The organism is Leucobacter sp. USHLN154 (assembly GCF_037145595.1).
GTDB classification, from domain to species: domain Bacteria; phylum Actinomycetota; class Actinomycetes; order Actinomycetales; family Microbacteriaceae; genus Leucobacter; species Leucobacter alluvii.
Genome location: NZ_JBBCXF010000003.1, coordinates 173,496 through 195,104 on the forward strand (window position 1 = coordinate 173,496; position 21,609 = coordinate 195,104).

At 67.2% G+C, this 21,609-nt stretch carries 18 protein-coding genes; 7 read left to right on the forward strand and 11 right to left on the reverse strand.

The window, feature by feature from the left end:
• Position 1: 1 nt before the first annotated feature.
• The 7 genes from WFH23_RS06940 to WFH23_RS06970 form a co-directional block, all read right to left on the reverse strand.
• Positions 2-295 (reverse strand): Fe-S oxidoreductase, encoded by a 294-nt coding sequence (locus tag WFH23_RS06940; protein ID WP_336662139.1) that lies wholly within the window; start codon positions 293-295, stop codon positions 2-4.
• Positions 296-297: 2 nt separating this feature from the next.
• Positions 298-2,892 (reverse strand): valine--tRNA ligase, encoded by a 2,595-nt coding sequence (gene valS, locus WFH23_RS06945; protein ID WP_336662035.1) that lies wholly within the window; start codon positions 2,890-2,892, stop codon positions 298-300.
• 130 nt (positions 2,893-3,022) lie between these two features.
• Positions 3,023-3,505 carry a GyrI-like domain-containing protein gene (locus tag WFH23_RS06950; protein WP_200328864.1) on the reverse strand — a complete coding sequence of 161 codons (483 nt, stop codon included), beginning with the start codon at positions 3,503-3,505 and terminating at the stop codon, positions 3,023-3,025.
• 85 nt (positions 3,506-3,590) lie between these two features.
• Complete coding sequence (locus tag WFH23_RS06955; protein WP_336662036.1) at positions 3,591-4,481, reverse strand: glycine betaine ABC transporter substrate-binding protein; 891 nt, start codon at positions 4,479-4,481, stop codon at positions 3,591-3,593.
• A 125-nt stretch (positions 4,482-4,606) separates the two neighbouring features.
• Positions 4,607-5,518, reverse strand: a complete 912-nt coding sequence (locus WFH23_RS06960; protein ID WP_200328860.1) for a glycine betaine ABC transporter substrate-binding protein — start codon at positions 5,516-5,518, stop codon at positions 4,607-4,609.
• Between the two features lie 74 nt (positions 5,519-5,592).
• Positions 5,593-6,498, reverse strand: coding sequence for an ABC transporter permease (locus tag WFH23_RS06965; protein ID WP_090148919.1), 906 nt, complete (start codon positions 6,496-6,498; stop codon positions 5,593-5,595).
• Positions 6,498-7,874, reverse strand: a complete 1,377-nt coding sequence (locus tag WFH23_RS06970) for a quaternary amine ABC transporter ATP-binding protein (protein WP_370567877.1) — start codon at positions 7,872-7,874, stop codon at positions 6,498-6,500. The genes WFH23_RS06965 and WFH23_RS06970 overlap by 1 nt, the downstream gene beginning before the upstream one ends.
• Before the next feature lie 681 nt (positions 7,875-8,555).
• Here WFH23_RS06970 and ileS point away from each other — a divergent pair.
• The 5 genes from ileS to WFH23_RS06995 all read left to right on the forward strand — a co-directional run bounded on the left by ileS (position 8,556) and on the right by WFH23_RS06995 (position 15,602).
• Complete coding sequence (ileS, locus tag WFH23_RS06975; RefSeq protein ID WP_336662037.1) at positions 8,556-11,951, forward strand: isoleucine--tRNA ligase; 3,396 nt, start codon at positions 8,556-8,558, stop codon at positions 11,949-11,951.
• Complete coding sequence (locus WFH23_RS06980) at positions 11,948-13,288, forward strand: glutamate ligase domain-containing protein (RefSeq protein ID WP_090148924.1); 1,341 nt, start codon at positions 11,948-11,950, stop codon at positions 13,286-13,288. Before ileS ends, WFH23_RS06980 begins: the two co-directional genes overlap by 4 nt.
• Positions 13,285-13,767 (forward strand): DUF4233 domain-containing protein, encoded by a 483-nt coding sequence (locus WFH23_RS06985; protein ID WP_336662038.1) that lies wholly within the window; start codon positions 13,285-13,287, stop codon positions 13,765-13,767. Before WFH23_RS06980 ends, WFH23_RS06985 begins: the two co-directional genes overlap by 4 nt.
• A 78-nt stretch (positions 13,768-13,845) precedes the next feature.
• Entirely contained in the window at positions 13,846-14,262 is a 417-nt protein-coding gene (ndk, locus tag WFH23_RS06990) for a nucleoside-diphosphate kinase (RefSeq protein ID WP_200328852.1), read from the forward strand.
• 146 nt (positions 14,263-14,408) lie between these two features.
• Positions 14,409-15,602, forward strand: a complete 1,194-nt coding sequence (locus tag WFH23_RS06995; RefSeq protein WP_336662040.1) for a winged helix-turn-helix domain-containing protein — start codon at positions 14,409-14,411, stop codon at positions 15,600-15,602.
• Here the strand turns inward: WFH23_RS06995 and WFH23_RS07000 are convergent, their stop codons facing one another.
• On the reverse strand, positions 15,603-16,739 hold the full coding sequence (locus tag WFH23_RS07000) for a serine hydrolase domain-containing protein (RefSeq protein ID WP_176698324.1): 1,137 nt from the start codon (positions 16,737-16,739) through the stop codon (positions 15,603-15,605).
• A 101-nt stretch (positions 16,740-16,840) separates the two neighbouring features.
• Between WFH23_RS07000 and uvrB the strand changes: the two genes are divergently transcribed.
• Both uvrB and WFH23_RS07010 read left to right on the forward strand, forming a co-directional pair.
• The gene (gene uvrB, locus WFH23_RS07005) at positions 16,841-18,931 is read left to right on the forward strand and encodes an excinuclease ABC subunit UvrB (RefSeq protein ID WP_090148934.1); all 2,091 of its coding nucleotides are present in this window, start codon (positions 16,841-16,843) and stop codon (positions 18,929-18,931) included.
• A gap of 5 nt (positions 18,932-18,936) precedes the next feature.
• Positions 18,937-19,728 carry an AraC family transcriptional regulator gene (locus WFH23_RS07010; RefSeq protein WP_336662041.1) on the forward strand — a complete coding sequence of 264 codons (792 nt, stop codon included), beginning with the start codon at positions 18,937-18,939 and terminating at the stop codon, positions 19,726-19,728.
• On the opposite strand, the gene WFH23_RS07015 is transcribed toward WFH23_RS07010, so the two are convergent.
• The 3 genes from WFH23_RS07015 to WFH23_RS07025 all read right to left on the reverse strand — a co-directional run bounded on the left by WFH23_RS07015 (position 19,680) and on the right by WFH23_RS07025 (position 21,509).
• Complete coding sequence (locus WFH23_RS07015; protein ID WP_200328844.1) at positions 19,680-20,105, reverse strand: VOC family protein; 426 nt, start codon at positions 20,103-20,105, stop codon at positions 19,680-19,682. The two genes, WFH23_RS07010 and WFH23_RS07015, sit on opposite strands and share 49 nt — an antisense overlap.
• Positions 20,106-20,205: 100 nt before the next feature.
• Positions 20,206-20,877, reverse strand: a complete 672-nt coding sequence (locus tag WFH23_RS07020) for an RES domain-containing protein (protein WP_336662042.1) — start codon at positions 20,875-20,877, stop codon at positions 20,206-20,208.
• Complete coding sequence (locus WFH23_RS07025; protein ID WP_336662043.1) at positions 20,874-21,509, reverse strand: hypothetical protein; 636 nt, start codon at positions 21,507-21,509, stop codon at positions 20,874-20,876. The genes WFH23_RS07020 and WFH23_RS07025 overlap by 4 nt, the downstream gene beginning before the upstream one ends.
• Positions 21,510-21,609: the final 100 nt, after the last annotated feature.

Below are 21,609 nucleotides of genomic sequence, written 5' to 3' on the forward strand. Positions count from 1 at the left end.
CTCAACTCAGCCAGTCATCATCGTCGGCGTCGTCTGCGCTGTGGGCCAGACGCTCCTCCGCGAGCCCCGGCTCGCCGCCCCCGCTCACGGGCCCGGTGCGCACGCGACCGACCACGTCGAGCGCGACGAACACGAGGTCATCGAGCTCGCAGCGCGGCCGGCCTTCGAGCCAGGTCAGCGTCCACGAATCAGCCTCCGGATGCCCGTTCTCCTGCTCGGCGATCGCGGCATGCAGCGCCTCGGGCACGCTGCGGTGCGGTGGAGTGCCCCTCTGCCAGCGCGCCCCGAGCTGCATCGTCACGCCTCCACTGGTGCGAGCTGGATGTCGGCGACGGTGACTCCGCTCAGATCGTCCGGGCCGGCCTCGATCCGAAGCTCGGCGATCTTTCCGACTGCGGCGAGATCAGCCGAGGCCGACTCGAGGCGGGCGAGATCGGGCTGCCGGGCCTGCACGACCGCGATCGACACCGGGGTCTTCTGCGAAGCCTTCGCGGCCGTCTTCGCTCCTCGGATGCCCACGAGCGCCTCGCCGACGAGCCAGAGCAATGCGGCATCGGCGTCGTCCCCGGCGAGCGAGGCGGCCTCCTCGGGCACGGGCCAGGCGGCCTGGTGCACAGACCCTTCGCCGAACCACGACCACACTTCCTCCGTGGCATACGGCAGGAACGGCGCGAGCAGGCGCACGAACACGGAGAGCGAGGTGCGCAGGGCGGTCACTGCAGACGCCCGCGACTGGCCCTCACCGTTGTGCGCGCGCTCCTTCACGAGCTCGAGATAGTCGTCGCAGAAGGTCCAGAAATACGATTCGGTCAGCTCGAGTGCACGAGCATGGTCGTAGTTCTCGAATGCGCGCGTCGCCTGCTCGATCACTCCCGCGAGTCCGGCGAGCACGGCGCGGTCGAGCGCTTCCGTGACGGTCCCGGCGCCCGAGTCGTCGAAACTGAGGGTGAATTTCGCCGCGTTCAGCAGCTTGATCGCCAGACGACGGCCGATCTTGATCTGCGTCGGATTCTGCGGGTCGAACGCTGCATCCGTGCCGAGCTTCGCCGAGGCCGCCCAGTAGCGCACAGCGTCCGACCCGTGCTGCTCGAGCATGCCGGCGGGCGTCACCACGTTGCCCTTCGACTTCGACATCTTCTTCCGATCGGGATCCAGGATCCACCCGGAGATGCCCGCGTGCTGCCACGGCAGCTGGCCGCACTCGAGCTCCGAACGCAGCAGCGTCGAGAACAACCACGTCCGGATGATGTCCTGACCCTGCGGCCGGAGACTGAACGGGTATACGAGATCGAACAGCTCCGGGTCGCGCTCCCAGCCGCCCGCGAGCTGCGGGGTGAGCGAAGAGGTCGCCCACGTGTCCATCACGTCGACCTCGCCCTGGAACCCGCCTGCGACTCCGCGCTGATCGGCCGTGTACCCGGCGGGGACGTCACTCGACGGGTCAACGGGCAGCTGATCCTCACTCGGCAGGATCGGCTCGTCGAAGACCGGATTGCCGTCGGCGTCGAGCGGGTACCACACCGGGATCGCGACACCGAAGAAGCGCTGACGCGAGATCAGCCAATCACCGGAGAGGCCCTCGACCCAGTTCTCGTAGCGCACGCGCATGAAGTCGGGATGCCACTCGAGCTCTCGCCCGTGCGCGAGCAGGCGATCGCGGAGCGCCTCATCGCGCGCACCGTTCACGACGTACCACTGGCGGGTCGAAACGATTTCGAGCGGCTTGTCGCCCTTCTCGAAGAACTTGACGGGATGCGTGATCTTGCGGATGTCACCGACGAGTTCGCCGGAGGCGCGCAGCGAGTCGACGACGATCTGCTTCGCACTGAACACGGTCTTGCCCGCGATCTCCGCGTAGGCTGCCCGCCCGGTCTCGCTCGTGATGACGTCGGGCGCCTCAGAGATCACGCGGCCGTCGAATCCGAGGATGGCACGGTTCGGCAGGTCGAGTTCGCGCCACCAGACCACATCGGTCACATCGCCGAACGTGCAGATCATCGCGATTCCGGTGCCCTTGTCCTTCTGCGCGAGGTGGTGGGCCAGGATCGGCACCTCGACGTCGAACAGGGGAGTGCGCACTGTCGAGCCGAAGAGCGGCTGGAAGCGCTCATCGTCGGGGTGCGCGACGAGCGCGACGCACGCTGCGAGCAGTTCGGGACGCGTGGTGTCGATGAGGATGTCGCCCGATCCGTCCGACTTGTGGAAGGCGAGCGTGTGATAGGCGCTCGGCTGATCGCGATCCTCGAGCTCCGCCTGGGCGACCGCCGTGCGGAACGTCACGTCCCACAGGGTCGGCGCCTGGGCCTGGTAGGCCTCGCCGCGCTGGACGTTGCGGAGGAAGGCGAGCTGGGACGCGCGCAGCGACTCCGCTCCGATCGTTCGGTAGCTCTGCTTCCAGTCGACGGAGAGCCCGAGCGTGCGCCAGAGCGCCTCGAACTGCTGCTCGTCCTCCTCGGTGAGGCGCTCGCACAGCTCGATGAAGTTGCGGCGGGAGATCGGCTGCTGATCCGCCGCTTTGATGCTCTTGCCGTCGCCCCCTTCGTGCGGAGGGACGAATCCCTCGACGTACGGCAGCGACGGATCGCAGCGCACGCCGTAGTAGTTCTGCACGCGTCGCTCCGTCGGCAGCCCGTTGTCGTCCCACCCCATCGGGTAGAAGACGGCCTTGCCCTGCATGCGCTGGTACCGCGCGATGGTATCGGTGTGCGTGTACGAGAAGACGTGTCCAACGTGCAGCGATCCCGACGCCGTCGGCGGGGGCGTGTCGATGCTGTAGACGTTCTCCCGGGAAGCGCGCTCTCGCGGGAACGCGTACGTGCCCGCTTCCTCCCACACCGGGCCCCATTTCGCTTCGAGGCCTTCGAGTACGGGCTTGTCGGGAATCGCGCTCATGCGTGGGGCTCCGCTTCTCGATACCGCGCTCAGCTGCGGCATCGGGGTTCGATGTGGACGGCACCGCGTGGTCGCGCGGCAGCTCATCGCCGCGCTGGTGCCTGATGGTGTGGATCCAGCTTACCGGCCCTCAGTCACCGGCGAGCTGCACCCCGATCAGCGTCTCGTTGAGGGCAGGGTCGCCGCCGGGCTCGGGTTCGGTGAGGTACTGCTCCCAGGCGATGCCGGTCGGCTGCTCTCCCCGCTCGCTGATCCAGGCGTAGAGACGCTCGTAAGCGGCCGACAGCCCGCTGAAGTCACCGCGCAGCAGCATCGTGGCGGTGCGGGCGGCCGGAATCGTCTCGGCCGTGATCCCGCCGCCGGTTCCGGTGTATGGCTGAGGGATCGGCACGGCCACCGACAGGTCGAGGCCCTCCGCCGCCGGGGAGCCGTGCATCACGCCCATCGGGGCGGCGGCCGGAGACACGCCTGTCTCTGCCAACGCCTGGAAGATCGCCGGGTACGCGCGGTCGTAGAGCTCGGGAATGCGGTCGAACGGAACGGTCTCCCGCACGACGGCCAGATGCACTTCGGGTCGGGATTCGATCTCGGGTGCGAGGGCTGAATCGCTCATGGTCTCTCCTCGATGACAGGCCGAGCCGGAAGCGCCCGACGTCGCCGATCCTACGCGGCAACGGCGCCGGGCGCTCCTGATTTCTCTATTCGGCGAGCAGGCCGGGGAATGCGTCGGGGTGCTCGTCGATCCAGGCGTCGACGGCCTCGGCCTCTTCACCCACCTCGTATTCGTTCGTCATCGCGTTCTCGAGCGTGCTGAAGGCCTCGTCGTTCAGCTTGAAATCTGCGGCGTAGTCTGCCGCGTCGGAAAAGCGCTCGGTGAATCCCTGGGTCGCGAGCACATGAATGCCCTCGGGGGTGCCCATGACACCCTTCGGGTCTTCGAGGTCGCGCAGGCCGTACACCTCGTTCGCCCAGAACGGGCGCCAGCTCGTCACGACGATGTCGTCGCGGGTCTCGACCGCGTCGCTCACCGAGGCGAGCATCGCCGCCGTCGACGAGGACACGAGGGAGAACTCACTGTCGAGTCCGTAGGCAGGCATGCCGACTTCCTCCGTGTGCTTCATCTGACCCGCGCTCGGCTCGATGCCGATGATCTTCCCGTCGAATCGATCGGCACTCGGCGCGAGTTCTTCGAGTGACGTGATATCGACATAGTCGGGCACCGAGAGGGTGATCGTGCCGTTGTCGTACCAGGTGCCGAGATCCTCGAAGTCATCTTCCCGCCCCGCGACGTACTCGGCCTGCGTGCGCTCGGTCCAAGCACCCGAGAAGACGTCGATGCTGCCCTCCGCGAGACTCGTGTACAGCACGGCTGCCTCAGTGAGCTCCTGCATCTCAACGTCGTAGCCGAGCTTTTCGAACTGGTCCTTGAGGAGGAAGCCGCTGGTCTTGCCATCGCTCCAGGAGGGGACGTAGCCGATGGTGATGCTGTCTGCGCTGGCATCGGCGGCGTCTTCGGCAGAACATCCGGCGAGCGCCAGAGCGGCTGCTGCGGTGAGTGCGAGAGCAGAAGTGAGGGTGCGGAACTGCAAATGGTGTCCTTTCGTAAAGCGTGGTGCCGCTGTGCGGCATGAAAAAAGGAGCCCTTCCCGGAACTGTGTTTCGGGAAGGGCTCCTTTCGTACTGCGTGATTCCCCGAAGGGAAACGACGGATCGGTCAGCTGGTGATCAGACCCGGGTACGCATCTCCGTACTCCTCGAGCCATGCATCGACGGCGGCCTCGGGGTCGTCCTTGTACTCGTCACCGGTGACCATGCTCTCGAGCGCGCCGTAGGCGACGTCGTCGAGCTTGATGTCGGCGATGTAGTCGGCGACCTCGGGGTACTCCTCCGAGAGACCCTTCTTCCCCAGGAAGTGCAGGGTCTCGGGCTCGCCCATCGCACCCTTCGGGTCCTCGAGATCCTTCAGCGGGAAGGCATCGTTCGCCCAGAACGGGCGCCAGAGCGTCACGACGACGTCTTCTTCGTTGTCGATCTTGTCCTGCAGCGTCGCGAGCATCGTGGCGGTGGAGGAGGTCACGAGCTCGAAGTCGCCGTCCAGGCCGTACTCCGGCATCGCGACGTCCTGCGTCTGCGCGGTCAGCCCTGCGCCCGGCTCGATGCCGATGATCTCGCCGCCGAATCGATCCGCTTCACCGGCGAGGTCTTCGATGGAGTCGATGTCGACGTACTCGGGCACCGCGAGCGTCAGCACGGCGCCGTCGTAGTAGCCGCCGAGATCCTCGATCTGGTCGCCGAATTCCTCCATGTACGAGGCGTGCGTCACCTCCGGCCATGCGGAGGGGTAGATGTCGAAGTCTCCACCGGCGAGTCCTGCGTAGAGCACGCCCGCATCGGTCAGCTCTTCCATCTCGACGTCGTAGCCCATCTTGCCGAGCTGATCCTCGAGCAGGTAGGCGGTGCTGAGCCCGTCCGTCCAACCCGGCAGGTAGCCCAGTGTGACGGTGCCGTTCTCGCCGCCGCCGTCGCCGTCGGAGCCGCTGCCGGACCCATTGCCGGAGCAACCTGCAAGGGCGAGGGTTGCGGCGGCTCCCAGAGCCAGCATTCCGGTGAGAGTGCGCTTCTGCATACTTCGTCCTTTCGTTTCGTGCGCGGGGCGCACGGTGTGGGGGTACGTGTGTTGCGAGGGGTACGTGCGGTGCGTCATGCAGCCTTGGCGAGCGCGCCCGTGCGGCGCGCGTCACGGCGGCGGCGGATGCCGCCCAGCAACGAGTGCTTGTAGTCGCCGGGATTGCCGAGGGCCGCGGTCACGCGGTCGAGGAAGACGGCGAGGATCACGACGCTCAGGCCGGCCTCGACGCCCTGCGCGATGTTCAGGGTCGAGATGGCCGCGACGACCTCCTTGCCGAGTCCGTTCGCGCCGGCCATACCGGCGACGACGGCCATCGAGAGGGCGAGCATGATCACCTGGTTGATGCCGGCCATGATGGTCGGCATCGCGAGCGGCAGCTGGATGCCTCGGAGGATCTTCCCCGGTGCGGCTCCGAATGCATAGCCGGCCTCGACCGTCTCGGAGTCGACTCCGCGGATGCCGAGTTCGGTGAACCTCACGCCGGGAGCGACCGAGAACAGGACCGTTGCGAAGACGCCCGGCACGAACCCGATGCTGAAGAAGATCACGGCGGGGATCAGGTAGACGAAGGCCGGCATCGTCTGCATGAAGTCGAGCACGGGCTTCAGGATCGCGCTGAACGTATCGCTCCGCGCTGCCGCGATGCCGAGCGGGATCGCGACGACGATGGCGATGAGGGCTGCGATGAGCACGAGCGCGAGCGTCAGCATCGCGTTCTCCCACTGGCCCATGCCGACGACGAGGAGCATCGTGATGACGGTGCCGACCGCGAGCTGCCAGGAGCGCAGCAGCCAGCCGATCAGCCCGAACACGATGATGAGGACGGGGAAGGGAACGGACGTCAGTCCGTCGGCCAGCCCCTCGACGAGGAACTTGATCACCAGGGTGACCACGTCGAGGAAGCCGTCGAACGTCGCCTTGAACCAGTTGAGTCCATCGGCTACCCAGTCGCCGAGAGGAATGCGGAAGTCGTCCATCAGCGCACCTCCTCATTCTCGGGTGCGAACCCGGCTCCGGCGGCGCTCTCCGGAGCATCGCCCAGTGTCTCTGAGATCATCGCCGCCGACACGGTGGGTGTCGGTTCGATGATCGGAATCTCCGTCGTCATAGTCGGGAGGTCGGTCAGTGCTGCGAGGAGCGTGACGCGCGGAACGACGCCGATGAGCCGATCCTGGTCGTCGGTCACAGCCACGGGCAGCGGACTCTCCACTGCGAGCTCGAAGAGCTCGGAGATGTATTGATCGCGCTTCACGATCGAGGGCGTGGGCCGGAGGCGCTCCGTGATGTCGGTACCGCCTTCGCGGACCTGGCGCAGCACATCCTTATCGCGGACGACGCCGAGCAGCTTGCGCGACGAGGACGTGACGAAGCACGCCGACGTCTGCAGATCGCGCATGGTGCGCAGCGCGGTGCGCGGGCCGGCGGTCGCCGGGACCACGGCGCGGGGCGGCTCCATCACGTCTCCCGCGGTGAGCACCCGGGCGCGATCGACGTCCTGCACGAACTGGGCGACGTAATCGTTGGCCGGGTCGGTGAGGATGTCGTTCGGCGTTCCGACCTGCACGATCCTCCCGTCGCGCATGACGGCGATGCGGTCGCCCAGGAACATCGCTTCATTCAAGTCGTGCGTGATGAAGACGATCGTCTTGTTGAGCTCCTGCTGCAGTTCGACGAGCTGCTCCTGCATCTCTCGCCGAATCAGCGGGTCGAGCGCTGAGAACGCTTCATCCATGAGCAGGATGTCGGTGTCAGCGGCGAACGCGCGGGCGATGCCGACGCGCTGCTGCATGCCGCCCGAGAGTTCACCGGGCAAGTGCTCCTCCCAGCCGCCCAGGCCGACGCGCGTGAGCCAGTGCTGCGCTCGCTCTCGACGCTCAGCTGGCGCAACGCCCTGCAACTCGAGTCCGTAGGCGACGTTGTCGAGGACACTGCGGTGGGGGAGCAGTGCGAAGTGCTGGAACACCATCGACATCCGGTCGCGACGCAACTCGCGCAGTTCTTGTCCGCTCAGGCCGACGACCTCGGTGCCGAAGACCGTGATCGACCCGTCAGTCGTGTCGTTCAGGCCGTTGAGCATGCGGATCAGGGTCGACTTGCCGGAACCCGACAGGCCCATCACCACGAAGATCTCGCCTTGATTGACGCTGAAGCTCGTGTCGATCACAGCCGCGGTACCCTGCCCGCGGACCTCTTCCCGCGTTGCGCCCTTTCGGAGGCGCTTGACGACCTCTCTGGGGCGTCGCCCGAACACCTTGTAGGCGTGGGAGACCGCGATCGCGGGTGACACCGTGTCTGGGGTCTCACCCGGCCGCACTTCGCCCGCAACCCCGGGCTGTTCCGTTGTACTGGTCACTGTAAACTCCTCGTTCTTGGCACGACGAAATCGGAGGCACGCCGGCGACTCGCGGGATCGCGGCGATCGCGGCGCAAGCGTCGCCCGGCAGCCTCTCAATTGGCCAGTTCGTATTGCGGAGGATCGGGCCGCACTCGACTTCCCGCACTCCGGGGCACCGAATTTCGGCGCTGGATGTCCCGGAGCGGATCAGGAAGAATGGCACGCGGCCGCCCTCAACGCTGAGACGACGCTAACAACGTCGTGCAATGGAGTGCAAGGCGCGCCCGGGCGCATGCGGCGCTCAGGCGGGGTGATTCTCCGCGCTGATCTGGTATTTTTCGCTAACCGCATCGTTACTTGTTCGTTACCAACGGCGCACTTCCGGCCCGCCGCCGAAGCCCCTCGTCGCATGGCGAAGTCCGCCCGACGCTGCGCTAGACTGGCTTCAACGACTGCGAACCGACCATCATCGGGGAGTCTTCGGAAGAACAGCGGTTCGACGCTCTCGGATGTAACGGGGTGCGGGCCGCCCAGTAGAACCGAACGGGTCGGGCCCGTCATCGCCCAATGAAGTGGTCGATGTGTCTCCCGACGGGAGCCGCGAGCGGCAAGCGGGGTGGTACCGCGGGTGACGGAGAGCGATCCGGACCTCGTCCCGGCGCAGGCAACAACACTCACGCCGGAACCGAGAAGGAACCCATGCCGTACCCTCAGCAGCCCACGGGAACCCCGTCCACCGCATCAGCCGCAGACCCGCACGCGGGTGCCGCCTTCGGCGTCGCCGCTTCTCCGCGGCTTCCCGAGATCGAACGACGCGTGCTCGACTTCTGGGCGGCGGACGACACGTTCCGCGCCTCGATTCGTCAGCGAGAGAGCGCACCGGAATGGGTCTTCAACGACGGACCGCCGTTCGCGAACGGCCTGCCTCACTACGGTCACCTGCTGACCGGATACGCGAAGGACGTCTTCCCGCGATTCCAGACGATGCGCGGCAAGAAGGTGGAGCGACGCTTCGGTTGGGACACGCACGGCCTCCCCGCTGAACTCGAGGCGATGAAGCAGCTCGGCATCACCGAGAAGTCGGAGATCGAGGAGATGGGCGTCGCGGCGTTCAACGGGAAGGCGCGCGCCTCTGTGCTGCAGTACACGCGCGAGTGGGAGGAGTACGTCACGCGTCAGGCCCGGTGGGTGGACTTCGAGAACGGCTACAAGACTCTCGATCTCAGCTACATGGAGAGTGTCATCTGGGCGTTCAAGAAGCTCTACGACGACGGGCTCGCGTACGAGGGCTCGCGCATTCTGCCGTACTGCTGGCGCGATGAGACGCCGCTGTCGAACCACGAGCTGCGCATGGACGACGATGTCTATCAGATGCGCCAGGATCCCTCGGTCACCGTCGCGTTCCCGCTCTCGGGGGACCGCGCGGCACAGCTCGATCTGACCGGCGTTCGCGCCCTCGCCTGGACGACGACTCCATGGACGCTGCCGACGAATGCCGCTCTCGCGGTGGGGCCTGACATCGACTACGCCGTGGTGCCCGCCGGACCCGGCGGCGCCGGCGACGGCGGTGCGGCCGGAACGGCGCAGTACCTGCTCGCGCAGGATCTGGTCGGAGCGCATGCCAAGGACCTGGGATACGCCTCGATCGAGGATGCCGTCTCCGCGGTGTCCCGCACGGTGCGCGGCTCCGACCTTTCGGGTGTGACGTACGCCCCGCTCTTCGACTACTTCGCAGATGCCGAGACCTGGGGCACGGAGAACTGCTGGCAGATCCTCGTCGATGACTACGTCTCGACCACCGACGGCACCGGCATCGTGCACCAGTCGCCAGCGTACGGCGAGGACGACTACCGGATCACGACGGCGGCGGGAATGCCGACGATCGTCAGCGTCGATGCCGGGGGCCGCTTCATCAGCGCGGTGACCGACGTCGCCGGTGAGCTCTGGATGGACGCGAACCGCCCGTTGATCCGCCTGGTGCGCGAGCGCGGGCGGCTGCTCCGCGAGCAGAGCTACGAGCACTCGTACCCGCACTGCTGGCGCTGCCGCAACCCGCTCATCTACAAGGCGGTGTCCAGCTGGTTCGTGCGCGTCACCGACATCAAGGAACGCATGCTCGAGACGAACGAGCAGATCACCTGGGTGCCCGAGAACGTCAAGCACGGTCAGTTCGGGAAATGGCTCGAGGGGGCGCGCGACTGGTCGATCAGTCGCAACCGCTACTGGGGCAGCCCCATTCCGGTGTGGAAGAGCGATGACCCGGAGTACCCGAGGGTCGACGTGTACGGCTCCGTCGCAGAACTCGAAGCCGACTTCGGAGCATTGCCCCGCAACGAATCCGGCGACATCGACCTGCACCGCCCCTACATCGACGGACTCACGCGCCCCAATCCCGACGATCCGACCGGGCGCTCCACCATGCGCCGGATCGAGGACGTGCTCGACGTGTGGTTCGACTCCGGATCGATGCCGTTCGCCCAAGCCCACTACCCGTTCGAGAACCAGGAGTGGTTCGAGACCCATCAGCCCGCGGACTTCATCGTCGAGTACATCGGCCAGACGCGGGGATGGTTCTACGTCCAGCATGTGCTCGCAACCGCGCTGTTCGACCGTCCGGCGTTCACGAACGTGATCAGCCACGGCATCGTGCTCGGCTCCGACGGCAACAAAATGTCGAAGTCGCTCCGCAACTATCCCGACGTGAACGAAGTCTTCGATCGCGACGGGTCGGACGCGATGCGCTGGTTCCTCATGGCTTCGCCCGTCGTGCGCGGCGGCAACCTCGTGGTGACCGAGGAGGGAATCCGGGAGGGCGTTCGACAGTTCATCCTGCCCCTCTGGAACACGTGGTACTTCTTCTCGCTCTACGCGAACGCCGACGGCGTCACGGCCGAGCGCCGCACCGACTCCGTCGATCCGCTCGACCGCTACATCCTCGCCAAGACCGGACGGCTCGTACGAGACGTCGAGGCCCATCTCGACGCGCTCGACACCACCTCCGCCGCCGACGCCCTGCGAGGGTTCGCAGAGGTGCTCACGAACTGGTACGTGCGCCGCTCGCGCGATCGCTTCTGGGCGGGGACCGGCGGGGATCAGGGCGCGGGCGAGAATCGCCAGGCCTTCGACACGCTGTTCACCGTGCTCGAAACCGTCGCGCGCGTCGCGGCTCCTCTCGCGCCCCTCGTCACCGAAGAACTGTGGCGCGGGCTCACCGGCGGCCGATCGGTGCACCTCGCGGACTGGCCCGAGGCGGCCGAGTTCCCCGCGGACGACACCCTGGTGCAGGCGATGGACGAAGTGCGACAGATCACCTCCCAGACCCTCGCTCTGCGCAAGAGCCGCGGCCTTCGCGTCCGCCTCCCGCTCGCCGAGCTGACGGTCGTGGTCGAGCACCCGGACGCCGTTGCCCCGTTTGCGGACATTCTCCGGGAAGAGCTGAACGTCAAATCGGTCAAGCTCGTCGAGCAGACGGAGACGAGCGCGCAGGAGCACGGCATCGTGCAGACGCTCGCCGTCAACGCACGCGCCGCTGGGCCCCGTCTCGGAAAGCAGGTGCAGCAGGCGATCAAGGCGGCGAAGTCGGGCGATTGGAGCGAGGACGGCGGAGTCGTCATCGCGGGCGGCATCGCCCTCGAACCGCACGAGTACGAGCTCACGCTTCGAGCGGGAGACGACGCCGAGGGCGGTCCGGCGCTCACCCTGCTGCCAGGGGGCGGTTTCGCGCTGCTCGACACGACGCTGACCCCCGAACTCGAGGCTGAGGGCATCGCTCGTGACGCGATCCGTGCGGTGCAGGAGGCGCGGAAGAACGCCGGGCTCGAGGTCAGCGATCGGATCGTGCTGGCGTTGAACGCAGAGCCCGAGCACGCCGCCGCACTGCAGATGCACTCCTCGCTCATCGCCGCCGAAACGCTGGCTGAAGGGTTCGCCGTGCAGGAGGCCATCGGCATCGATGCGATCGCCGACGATATCTCCTCGCCAGGCGACGGCGTTCACGTGTCGGCAGCGCGGGCGATCGGCGCCGAGAAGGCGGCGATCGTCATCACCATCGATGCCACGGAAGCGGCATCGCAGCAGGCGGGAGTCGTGGCATGACCGGCGCGGAACGCGTCTACGCCGCTCTGCTTGAGCGCGTCGGAGAGGCGCAGCCGCGACCGCGCATCGACCCGGTGCGGCGGCTCGCCGAACTCGCGGGGTCGCCGCAGCTCTCGTTCCCCGTCATCCAGGTCGCGGGAACGAACGGGAAGACCTCGACCAGCCGCGCCATCGCGTCGTTGATGCGGGCGCACGGTCTGCGGACGGGGCTCTTCACCAGTCCGCATCTCGTCGATTTCACCGAGCGGTTCCAGCTCGACGGCGAGTCCGTCGACGGCGATGTGCTCGCCGCGGCATGGGATGAATTGCAGGTGCCGCTCGAAGTCGTCGATGCAGAACTCGCCGAGGCCGGCCACGGTCGGATCACGTTCTTCGAGGCCCTCGCTGTGCTCGCCTTCGCCGTCTTCGCCGACGCGCCGGTCGACGTGGCGGTCGTCGAGGTCGGCATGGGCGGCGAGTGGGACGCGACGAACATCGTGGATGCTCGCGTCGCCGTGTTCACCCCGATCGACCTCGACCACACGAGCATTCTGGGATCCGACGTCGCGACGATCGCACGCACCAAGGCGGGCATCATCAAGAGCGGATCCGTGGTCGTGTCAGCGGCGCAGGAACCCGACGCGCTCGCCGAGCTCGCAGAAGCGGCGGAGCGGCACGATGCGGCGCTCGCGGTGCTGGGGCGCGACTTCGCGCTCGTCGACGATCGTCTCGCGGTCGGCGGCCGGCAGATCGATGTCGTCGGTCTCAGCGGCCAGTCGTACGATCCGATCTTCGTACCGTTGTTCGGTCACCACCAGGCGGAGAATGCAGCACTTGCGATCGCAGCGGCCGAGGCGTTCTTCGGCGCAAGTCGCCCGCTGCCGGAAGAAGTGCTCGACGACGGCTTCGGATCGCTGACCTCGCCCGGACGTCTGCAGCTCATCGGCACCGACCCCGTCGTCTATGTGGATGCGGCGCACAACCCCCACGGTGCTGCGGCGCTCGTCTCGGCGGTGTCTGAGTCCTTCACCTTCGCAGAGCTCGCCCTGGTCGTCGGCGTCCTCGAGGAGAAGGACGTCTCCGGCCTGATGGCGACGCTCGCGCCCATCGCGCATCGCGTGACCGTCGCACCCGTCGACTCGCCGCGGAGCATCCCGGCTGGTGATCTCCAGCAGATCGCCGAGGACGAGATCCCCGGCACCCCGATCGAGATCGCCGAGTCGCTCCCCGAGGCGCTCGAAGAAGCACGAGGATGGGCGATGCGCGCCGAGGGACGGGCAGTACTCGTCGTCGGTTCAGTGCTCCTCGCGGGCGAGGCCATCGCGTTCGCCCGCTCCGAGGGCTGGGGCGCAGCGTGAACGGCGCTGAGGCATCACGCCGGCCGGATGACGACGGCGAGCCGGAACTCGTCCTCTCTCCTTCGGAGACCGTCGCGCACAACTCCGCGATGCGCATCGCCGGGGCACGGCGCGGACCCACATCGACGCAGAAGGCCCTCGCCTCGATCGTTCTGGGCTTCGAACTCTTCATCGTGGCGCTCTTCGGCCTGACGATCTTCGGGCTGAGCGCGCTCGAACCGCGGGAGCTGGGGCTCGTCCTCGGCGGTGGACTCGGAGTCGCGATCCTGATCGCCCTCGTCGGTATGCGGCGCGGCCGTTTCGGCATCCTGGTCGGATGGGTCGTGCACGTCTTGATGCTGCTCACCGCGATCATCCTGCCGATGTCGCTCATCGTGAGCGTGCTGTTCACCGCCCTCTGGGTCTACTGCATGGTGCGCGGCGCGCGAATCGACCGCGACCGCGCGGCCTGGGTGGCGGCACAGGGCGGCGCCGCCTGATTCGATACACTCTCAGATCGGAGCGCATCTGCGCGGCCACTTGCGAGTTTTCCCGCCCCCGACCCATGAGGAGTACGTATGTCGGTTGAAGAAACACTGATCCTGGTGAAGCCCGACGGCGTCGCTCGCGGCCTCACCGGCGAGATCATCCGGCGCATCGAGGCGAAGGGCTATCGCCTCGCGGATCTCCGTCTCGTCGCCCCCGATCGCGAACTGCTCGCCGCGCACTACGCGGAGCACGAGGGCAAGCCGTTCTACGAGCCGTTGCTCGAATTCATGGCCTCGGGCCCGGCCGTCGCGATTCGCGCGCAGGGCGAGCGAGTCATCGAGGGCTTCCGGTCGCTCGCCGGCACGACCGATCCGACGACCGCGGCTCCGGGAACGATCCGCGGCGACCTCGGCCGCGACTGGGGCCTGAAGGTGCAGCAGAACCTCGTGCACGGCTCCGATTCGCCGGAGTCGGCCTCGCGCGAGCTCGCGCTCTGGTTCGCCTGAGGTCAGGCACGAAATTGCCGGTGCGCGGTCGCGGGGGAGTTCACTCCGCGGCCGCGTCGCCGTGTGCGCGGATCCGCTGCGCGAGACGCGTCCCGGCCGCGCACGAAGCGATCCAGCGTGTCCGTGGCTCGCGGTAGCGTACGCTCATGCTTTCAATCTCAGCCGGAGAGGCGCGGCGCATAGCGCTCGCCGCGCAAGGCTTCGCGAATACCGCGCGCATCGGCAAACGCCGCCCGTTCGACGCCGCCCTCGAGCGCTTGCACGTGCTGCAGATCGATTCGGTCAATGTCTTCGCACGGAGTCACTATCTTCCGGTGTTCTCCCGTCATGGGAGCTACGACGCCACGGCGCTCGATCGGCATCTGTGGCGGAGCGGCCGGTTCACCGAGTACTGGGCCCACGAGGCGGCGTTCATTCCCGTGCAGGATCGGCCGCTCTTCGGCTGGCGCATGGCCGAGCGCAGAGCTCGCGACGAGCGGACGGGCAGAGCGGCAGAGCTCGCGCCCGCGCTCGACCGGGTGCGGGCCCGGCTGAAGAGCGATGGCCCCTCGTTCGTACGCGACCTCGAGGACGGTCCGCGCGCGAATCGCGGGCCGTGGTGGGACTGGAGCGAAACGAAACGCGCCGTCGAAACGCTCTTCGCCTGGGGCGAGGTGGCTTCTGCGGGCCGTGAGGGCTTCCAGCGCCGGTATGCGCTCGCCGATCACGTGCTCCCGGAGCAGCATCTCGGCAGCGCTCCAGTTGGAGACGCTCAACGCGAGCTCATCTCTCGCGCTGCCCGCTCCCTCGGCATCGGCACGCTGGCCGACTTCGCGGACTATCACCGGCTCCGGCTGGGGCCGGCGAGAGCGGCCGTCGCAGACCTCGTCGAGGCGGGCGAACTGCTCCCGGTCCAGGTCGAGGGGTGGACCTCCGCTGCCGGCGAGTTCTCCGAGGCGTGGGTGCACCGCGACGCCAGCGTGCCCTCGCGGCTCGCCCCCGATGCGCTGCTCACGCCGTTCGATCCCATGGTCTGGTACCGGCCCCGCGCGGAGCGGATGTTCGGTTTCCACTACCGCATCGAGATCTACACCCCCAAAGAGCAGCGGCAGTTCGGGTACTACTGCCTTCCGCTCATGGTGGGCGGGCGCATGGCCGGGCGCCTCGATCTGAAGGCGGACCGCGCGGGCGGCGCGCTGCTCGTGCAGGCCGCGTGGCGGGAATCGCGCGCGCCAGTTCGAACGGGCAGCGCGGCACGCGCGCTGCTCGCCCGGGCGGCGGCATGGCAGGGCCTCGCCGAGGTGCGCTGGTCGGGCGCGGGCAATCTGGAGCTGCCTCTGCGGTTCGAAGCAGCCGAGTGATCAGGGCGCGTCATCGATGACCGGCAGGATCTCTGTGAAGACGTGGGCCGGGAGATCCGGGTCCTCGCCGGTGCCGTTGATCAGCAGGGCGACCGTTCTCCCCGAATCGGGATCGTGCATCACGAGACCCTGGAATCCGAGACCGTTGCCCGTGTGCCCGACCCAGCCGTCGATCTCGCCGATGGCGAAGCCGTACGCATCGTACTCCGGACTGCGCGCGTCATCGTCCGTCGCGCCGAAGGAGTCGAGCCTCCACTGCTGCGTGTCGGCAGCGAGCTCGGCGCCCGTGCCCAGCGCACGGCCCCAGACGGCCAGATCCCCGACGTCTCCGGCAAGTGCGCCAGCGGCCCCGAACCAGCCGGGAGCGACCCACGGGAGTTCCTCCACGACGGCGCCGTCGGCGAGTTGGTACCCGGCCGCATCGCGATCGCTGTCGCTGAGACCGTCGGTGACGGAATCGAGATCGAGGGCGGCGAGCAGGCGGTCGTCGACCTCGTCGTACCATGGTCGTCCCGTCGCAGACGTGATGACCTCGCCGAGCAGCAGCGTATTCGTGTTCGAGTACTCGTACGCAGCGCCTGGGGCGAATTCGGGAGAATCCGGGAACGCGAGATCCAGGAGCTCGGTCACAGCGGGCTCTCGCGCCGGATCGACGACGAGAAGGTCGGTGAGTCGAGGGGAGCCCGAGTAGTTCGCGACCCCGCTGCGCATCGTTCCGAGCTGCTCGATCGTGATCTCATCGCCGTTCGGCACGCCGTCCACGTACAGACTCACCGGGTCGGAGAGCGAGAGGACGCCCTCGTCGGCGAGCTGGAGGACGACCGTCCCCACGAACGACTTCGTCATGCTGCGATACGCGAACGGTGTCTGCAGTGTGACGTCGCGACCCTCCGCTGCTCTGCCGAAGGCGTACTCGAACGCATTGCCGCCGTCGGAGCCCGTTACGACGATCGCACCCCCAGGAACACCACTCCCGGCGAGTGCCGCATCGACGGCTGACGCGAACGTCTCGGCATCACCGGAGGCATGCGGGGCATCCTCGCCGTGCTTCGCGTCAGCAGCGAGCGGCGCGCAGCCCGCCACCAGGAATCCGCTCAGCAGAACTGCGCTCAGGCCCCACCTCGCGCGCGTACTCATGCGGCAAGTGAAACACACGAGAGATGGTCGCACCAGAGCGGACGCGCAACCCTCTCGACGCGGAATCATGAATGTCGGTGGTCGCGAGTACTCTCGAAGACATGGAACCCACCCGTAGCGTCCGCCCATTCGAAGTGGTCAGCGACTATGAGCCGAGCGGTGATCAGCCCGGCGCGATCGAAGATCTGACGCGTCGCATCAACGCCGGCGAGACCGATGTGGTCCTGCTCGGCGCGACGGGCACCGGTAAGTCCGCGACGACGGCCTGGTTGATCGAAGCGGTGCAGCGCCCGACGCTCGTGCTCGCGCACAACAAGACCCTCGCCGCCCAGTTGGCCAGCGAGCTTCGAGAACTCTTTCCGCACAACGCCGTCGAGTACTTCGTCAGCTATTACGACTATTACCAGCCTGAGGCCTACGTGCCGCAGACCGATACGTTCATCGAAAAAGACTCCTCGGTGAACGCAGAGGTCGAGCGGCTCCGTCACTCGACGACGAATGCCCTGCTCAGCAGGCGCGACACCATCGTCGTGTCGACCGTCTCATGCATCTACGGCTTGGGCAAGCCTGAGGAATACTACGAGGCGATGGTGCCGCTCGCGGTGGGCGACCGGCTCGACCGCGACGTGCTCCTGCGCCGATTCGTCGACATGCAGTACCAGCGCAACGACATCGAGTTCGTGCGCGGCAACTTCCGTGTCCGGGGCGACACCGTCGAGATCATCCCGATGTACGAAGAGCTCGCGGTGCGCATCGAGTTCTTCGGCGATGAGATCGAGGCACTGTACTACCTGCACCCGCTGACAGGCGAGGTGATCAAGCAGGTGGAGACGATCTCCGTGTTCCCCGGGTCGCACTACGTTGCCAGTCGCGACGTGATGAACCGGGCGATGGGCCAGATCACGAACGAACTCGAGAGTCGTACGCGCGAACTCAAACAGCAGAACAAGCTCGTGGAGGAGCAGCGACTGCGCATGCGCACGACCTTCGACCTCGAGATGATGGAGCAGATCGGTTTCTGCTCCGGCATCGAGAATTACTCGATGCACATGGACGGACGGCGACCGGGCGAGGCGCCGCACTGCCTGCTCGACTACTTTCCCGACGACTTCCTCGTCGTCATCGACGAGTCCCACGTGACCGTGCCGCAGATCGGAGCGATGTTCGAGGGCGACGCGTCACGAAAGCGCACCCTCGTCGACCATGGGTTCCGGTTGCCCAGCGCACTCGACAACCGGCCGCTGAAGTTCAGCGAGTTCAAGGAACGGGTCGGTCAGACCGTCTACCTCTCAGCGACCCCGGGAAAGTACGAGCTGGAGCGCGCGGACGGCGTCGTCGAGCAGATCATCCGCCCGACCGGACTCATCGATCCCGAGATCGTGATCAAACCGAGCGAAGGTCAGATCGACGATCTGCTCGAAGAGGTGCGCGTGCGCGCCGAGCGCGATGAGCGAGTGCTCGTCACGACGCTTACGAAGAAGATGGCCGAGCAGCTGACGACCTTCATGGAAGAGGCCGGTGTCAGGGTTCGCTACCTGCACTCGGATGTCGATACGCTGCGACGCGTCGAGCTCCTGACGGAGCTGCGCGCGGGCGTGTACGACGTGCTCATCGGCATCAACCTTCTTCGAGAGGGACTCGACTTGCCCGAGGTGTCGCTCGTATCGATCCTCGACGCCGACAAAGAGGGGTTCCTGCGATCGAGCACCTCGCTCATTCAGACGATCGGCCGCGCCGCGCGCAACGTCTCGGGCCAGGTGCACATGTACGCAGACACGATTACGCGCTCGATGCGCGAGGCCATCGATGAGACGAACCGTCGTCGCGAGATTCAGGTCGCCTACAACACCGAACGCGGCCTCGACCCGCAACCGCTGCGCAAGAAGATCGGCGACATCACAGCGATGCTCAATCGCGAAGCGGCCGACACCGAAGACATCCTCTCGCGTTCCGGTGCACACGCGCAGCGAAAGAGTCCATCGCCGCAGCGCGGCAAGGGCAAGTCGGCAGCGCGCGCCGGAGCGATCGCGGGCGAGGGCGCTGCGAAGCTCGAAGAGCTCATCAGCGACCTCACCGACCAGATGCTGGCCGCGGCCGAGGAGCTGAAGTTCGAGCTCGCCGCGCGACTGCGCGACGAGCTCTCGGAGATCAAGCGCGAACTCCGCAGCATGGACCAAGCGGGACACCTGTAACGTCGATGTACTCGGAATGGGCGGTTCAGGGGCTCGGCGTCGTATGGCGGGTCGAGCCGCCGACGCCGCACGAGCACTCGGAGCCGGCGTCCACCATCGTTCCCGCTGACGGCTGCGCCGACTTCGTGCTGCGGGGAGATGCACTCCTCATCGCCGGCCCTTCGACGACCTGGCTGCGGAGCCCCGTCGAACTGGCGCGTCCAACCGTGGGCATGCGCTTCGCCCCCGGGACCGCCGCGACGGCGTTGCAACGCCCACTCCGAGCACTCCGCGACGAGCTGGTGCTCGCGGAGGACGCCGTCGAACGTGCGGCAGCCCATCGCACTGCCGGAGTGCTGCGCGCACTCGCAGCTGGCACAGTGTCGGCCGCTCGGCACCTGATGCACGACCGCACCTACATCGAGACCCTGATGACCTCGATCGACACCGAGGGCGACGCCGGCGGCTCGCCGCCCCTCTGGACGCGCACCGTGATTCGCGCAGCCGATCGGGAGGAGGCGTTCGGCCCCCTCGCCCGTCGGCTCGGACGATCGGAACGACAGCTGCACCGGAGCATGATCAGCGAGTTCGGATACGGGTACGCGGCGCTGCGCCGCGTGCGTCGAGGACAACGCGCCCGCGCCCGGTTGCAGGCCGGCGATACGCTCGCCGAAGTCGCGGTTGAGGCGGGCTACAGCGATCAAGCCCACTTCACGAGGGAGTTCTCACGACTGACCGGCGAGTCGCCCTCCCGATACGCGCGCTCGATTCAGGCTGTCGCGGAGTCGTCTGCCGGGGCCGTCGGGAGCGGTGCGTAGATGTCGACGGAGTTGCCGTCGGGATCCCGCACGGTGGCGTACCGCTGCCCCCACGGTGCGTCCCACGGCTCCGTGTCCGCCGCAGCGGGGTGCCGCTCGACGATCTCGGCGTAGGCGGAGTCCACCTCGGCCGGTGACGCCGCACTGCACGCAAAGGCGATGCGGTTCTCGCCCTCCGGGAGCTCGAACCCGGGGGAGAAGCTCTCGATCGTCGCCACCGGGTCCCACGCGAGCTTCATGCCGCCGGGCAGCTGAACCTCCACATGAGGCGCGTCATCCAGCCCTTCTGGAATCGGGACCCCCAGCGAACGATAGAAGTCGAGAGAACGCCCCAGATCCGCGGTGACGATGCCGATGAAATCAAAATTCAGTGTCATGGGCTCAGGTTACGCGGAGGGCGCGATCCCCGTCTTGTATGAATCGGACACGCGGCAAGCCGTCGTGACACCGGGGGAGGCGCCGCGCCACGACGGAGCTTCACACGACCACATAGCCGTACCGCGCTGCGATCCGGTCGATCACGCCGGTGAGTTCGTCTCGATCCAGACGCAGCTGGGCGATCGGATGGCGCGGCATCGCGTCCTCCGCCGGCGACCAGAGTGCGACGACCCGCGCACTGGGAACGACGGACGACGCGGAGACCACGCCGTCGAGGCTGGGATACCGGGTGCGAATCGCCCGCGCCCAGGCGCGGGACGCCATGCGGTCTCCCGACGAGATCGCCGCGTTGCCGCCCGCCACCGCGACCCAGTCGCTATCGCTCAGGTTGAGGAGGCGCAACGTCCTCGACGTCTCGAAGATGGCGAGTGTGGGTGTTCCGTCGGAGCGGCGCACGATTCGGGTGGACTGGAACACCTCCAGGAGACACGCAGCGAGTGGTGAAGCAGATTCTCGTGCAGCGCCGGGCAGTTCGAGCGCGGCGTAGAGCACGCCGGAATCCGCATACTCAGCAGGCGGCTCGGGATGCGGATCGAAACGTGCATCGACCGGTCCGTACGTGCGGAACTCGTGCCACGCGACCGGATAGCGTCCGCCCGCTGTGAAAATGCGCGCCAGCGCTGTGCCGCTGGGAACCTCTCGCACCCATCCGGGATCCCGCGCGAGGTCGGGGAGTGCGTCCGCTCGGGGCGGCGGCAGGTACTCGCTCACGGGAGCCGATGCAGTGCGTCGTCCACCGCCGTCGCCGCGACCTGAGGATCTCCGCCCTGCGCCAGCCATTCGAAGGGTGCGAGTTCTTCACCATCACTCAGCAGCGCGGGGGCGGGCGAAGTCAATACACGTTCGGCGAACAGCAGAGGGGTGCCGCGCGGGATCACCAGCGCGACCGACGCCCACCCCGGCAGCTCACGATCCTCGGGGAACTGGAAGCGAGGGAGATGCCACCCGTCGCTGCGGCGCTGCGCGAGGAGGGTGCCAGCAGCGCAGCGTTGACGCACCCGAGCCGGAGTGACGCCGAGCATGTCCGCAGCCTCCGCCACGGTCGCGCTCCGAGCGGCCAACGACTGGTCTGCCATGAGCCCCTGTGTCGTCGCCTCCAATGCGTCCGGTCGACGCAACGCATCTTCAGACACCCCGAAACGAGCGAGCGCCGAGACCTCCGTCTCCGTGAGCGCCCGAGTTCCCGCCTGCTGATGCGCGAGCAGCCCCGAGAGAAGCGCTTCCGCTGAATCCATCCGCGACGAATCGAGGTGAGCCACGAGATCGATCAGACGCTTCCGAGTGGGGTCGCCCGCGCGCGACGCCGCGCTGATCGGGGACGGGCCGAGATGCGCGATCGACATGAGTACTCCTTGCATTTGCTTACGACAATAGTAACCGATAATGCCGTCGATCGGTGCGCTCCTGGCGAAAGCATCGTAGGTATGTTCGAATTCGGGCGCA

What these genes read in the sequence shown, in the direction of transcription:
- WFH23_RS06960 (WP_200328860.1), bottom strand. Translation starts at nt 5,518, where the DNA reads ATGCAGAAGCGCACTCTCACCGGAATGCTGGCTCTGGGAGCCGCCGCA.
- WFH23_RS06995 (WP_336662040.1), top strand. Translation starts at nt 14,409, where the DNA reads ATGCTTTCAATCTCAGCCGGAGAGGCGCGGCGCATAGCGCTCGCCGCG.
- WFH23_RS06980 (WP_090148924.1), top strand. Translation starts at nt 11,948, where the DNA reads ATGACCGGCGCGGAACGCGTCTACGCCGCTCTGCTTGAGCGCGTCGGA.
- ileS (WP_336662037.1), top strand. Translation starts at nt 8,556, where the DNA reads ATGCCGTACCCTCAGCAGCCCACGGGAACCCCGTCCACCGCATCAGCC.
- uvrB (WP_090148934.1), top strand. Translation starts at nt 16,841, where the DNA reads ATGGAACCCACCCGTAGCGTCCGCCCATTCGAAGTGGTCAGCGACTAT.
- WFH23_RS07000 (WP_176698324.1), bottom strand. Translation starts at nt 16,739, where the DNA reads ATGAGTACGCGCGCGAGGTGGGGCCTGAGCGCAGTTCTGCTGAGCGGA.
- WFH23_RS06950 (WP_200328864.1), bottom strand. Translation starts at nt 3,505, where the DNA reads ATGAGCGATTCAGCCCTCGCACCCGAGATCGAATCCCGACCCGAAGTG.
- WFH23_RS06940 (WP_336662139.1), bottom strand. Translation starts at nt 295, where the DNA reads ATGCAGCTCGGGGCGCGCTGGCAGAGGGGCACTCCACCGCACCGCAGC.
- WFH23_RS06965 (WP_090148919.1), bottom strand. Translation starts at nt 6,498, where the DNA reads ATGGACGACTTCCGCATTCCTCTCGGCGACTGGGTAGCCGATGGACTC.
- ndk (WP_200328852.1), top strand. Translation starts at nt 13,846, where the DNA reads ATGTCGGTTGAAGAAACACTGATCCTGGTGAAGCCCGACGGCGTCGCT.
- WFH23_RS07025 (WP_336662043.1), bottom strand. Translation starts at nt 21,509, where the DNA reads ATGTCGATCGCGCATCTCGGCCCGTCCCCGATCAGCGCGGCGTCGCGC.
- valS (WP_336662035.1), bottom strand. Translation starts at nt 2,892, where the DNA reads ATGAGCGCGATTCCCGACAAGCCCGTACTCGAAGGCCTCGAAGCGAAA.
- WFH23_RS07010 (WP_336662041.1), top strand. Translation starts at nt 18,937, where the DNA reads ATGTACTCGGAATGGGCGGTTCAGGGGCTCGGCGTCGTATGGCGGGTC.
- WFH23_RS07015 (WP_200328844.1), bottom strand. Translation starts at nt 20,105, where the DNA reads ATGACACTGAATTTTGATTTCATCGGCATCGTCACCGCGGATCTGGGG.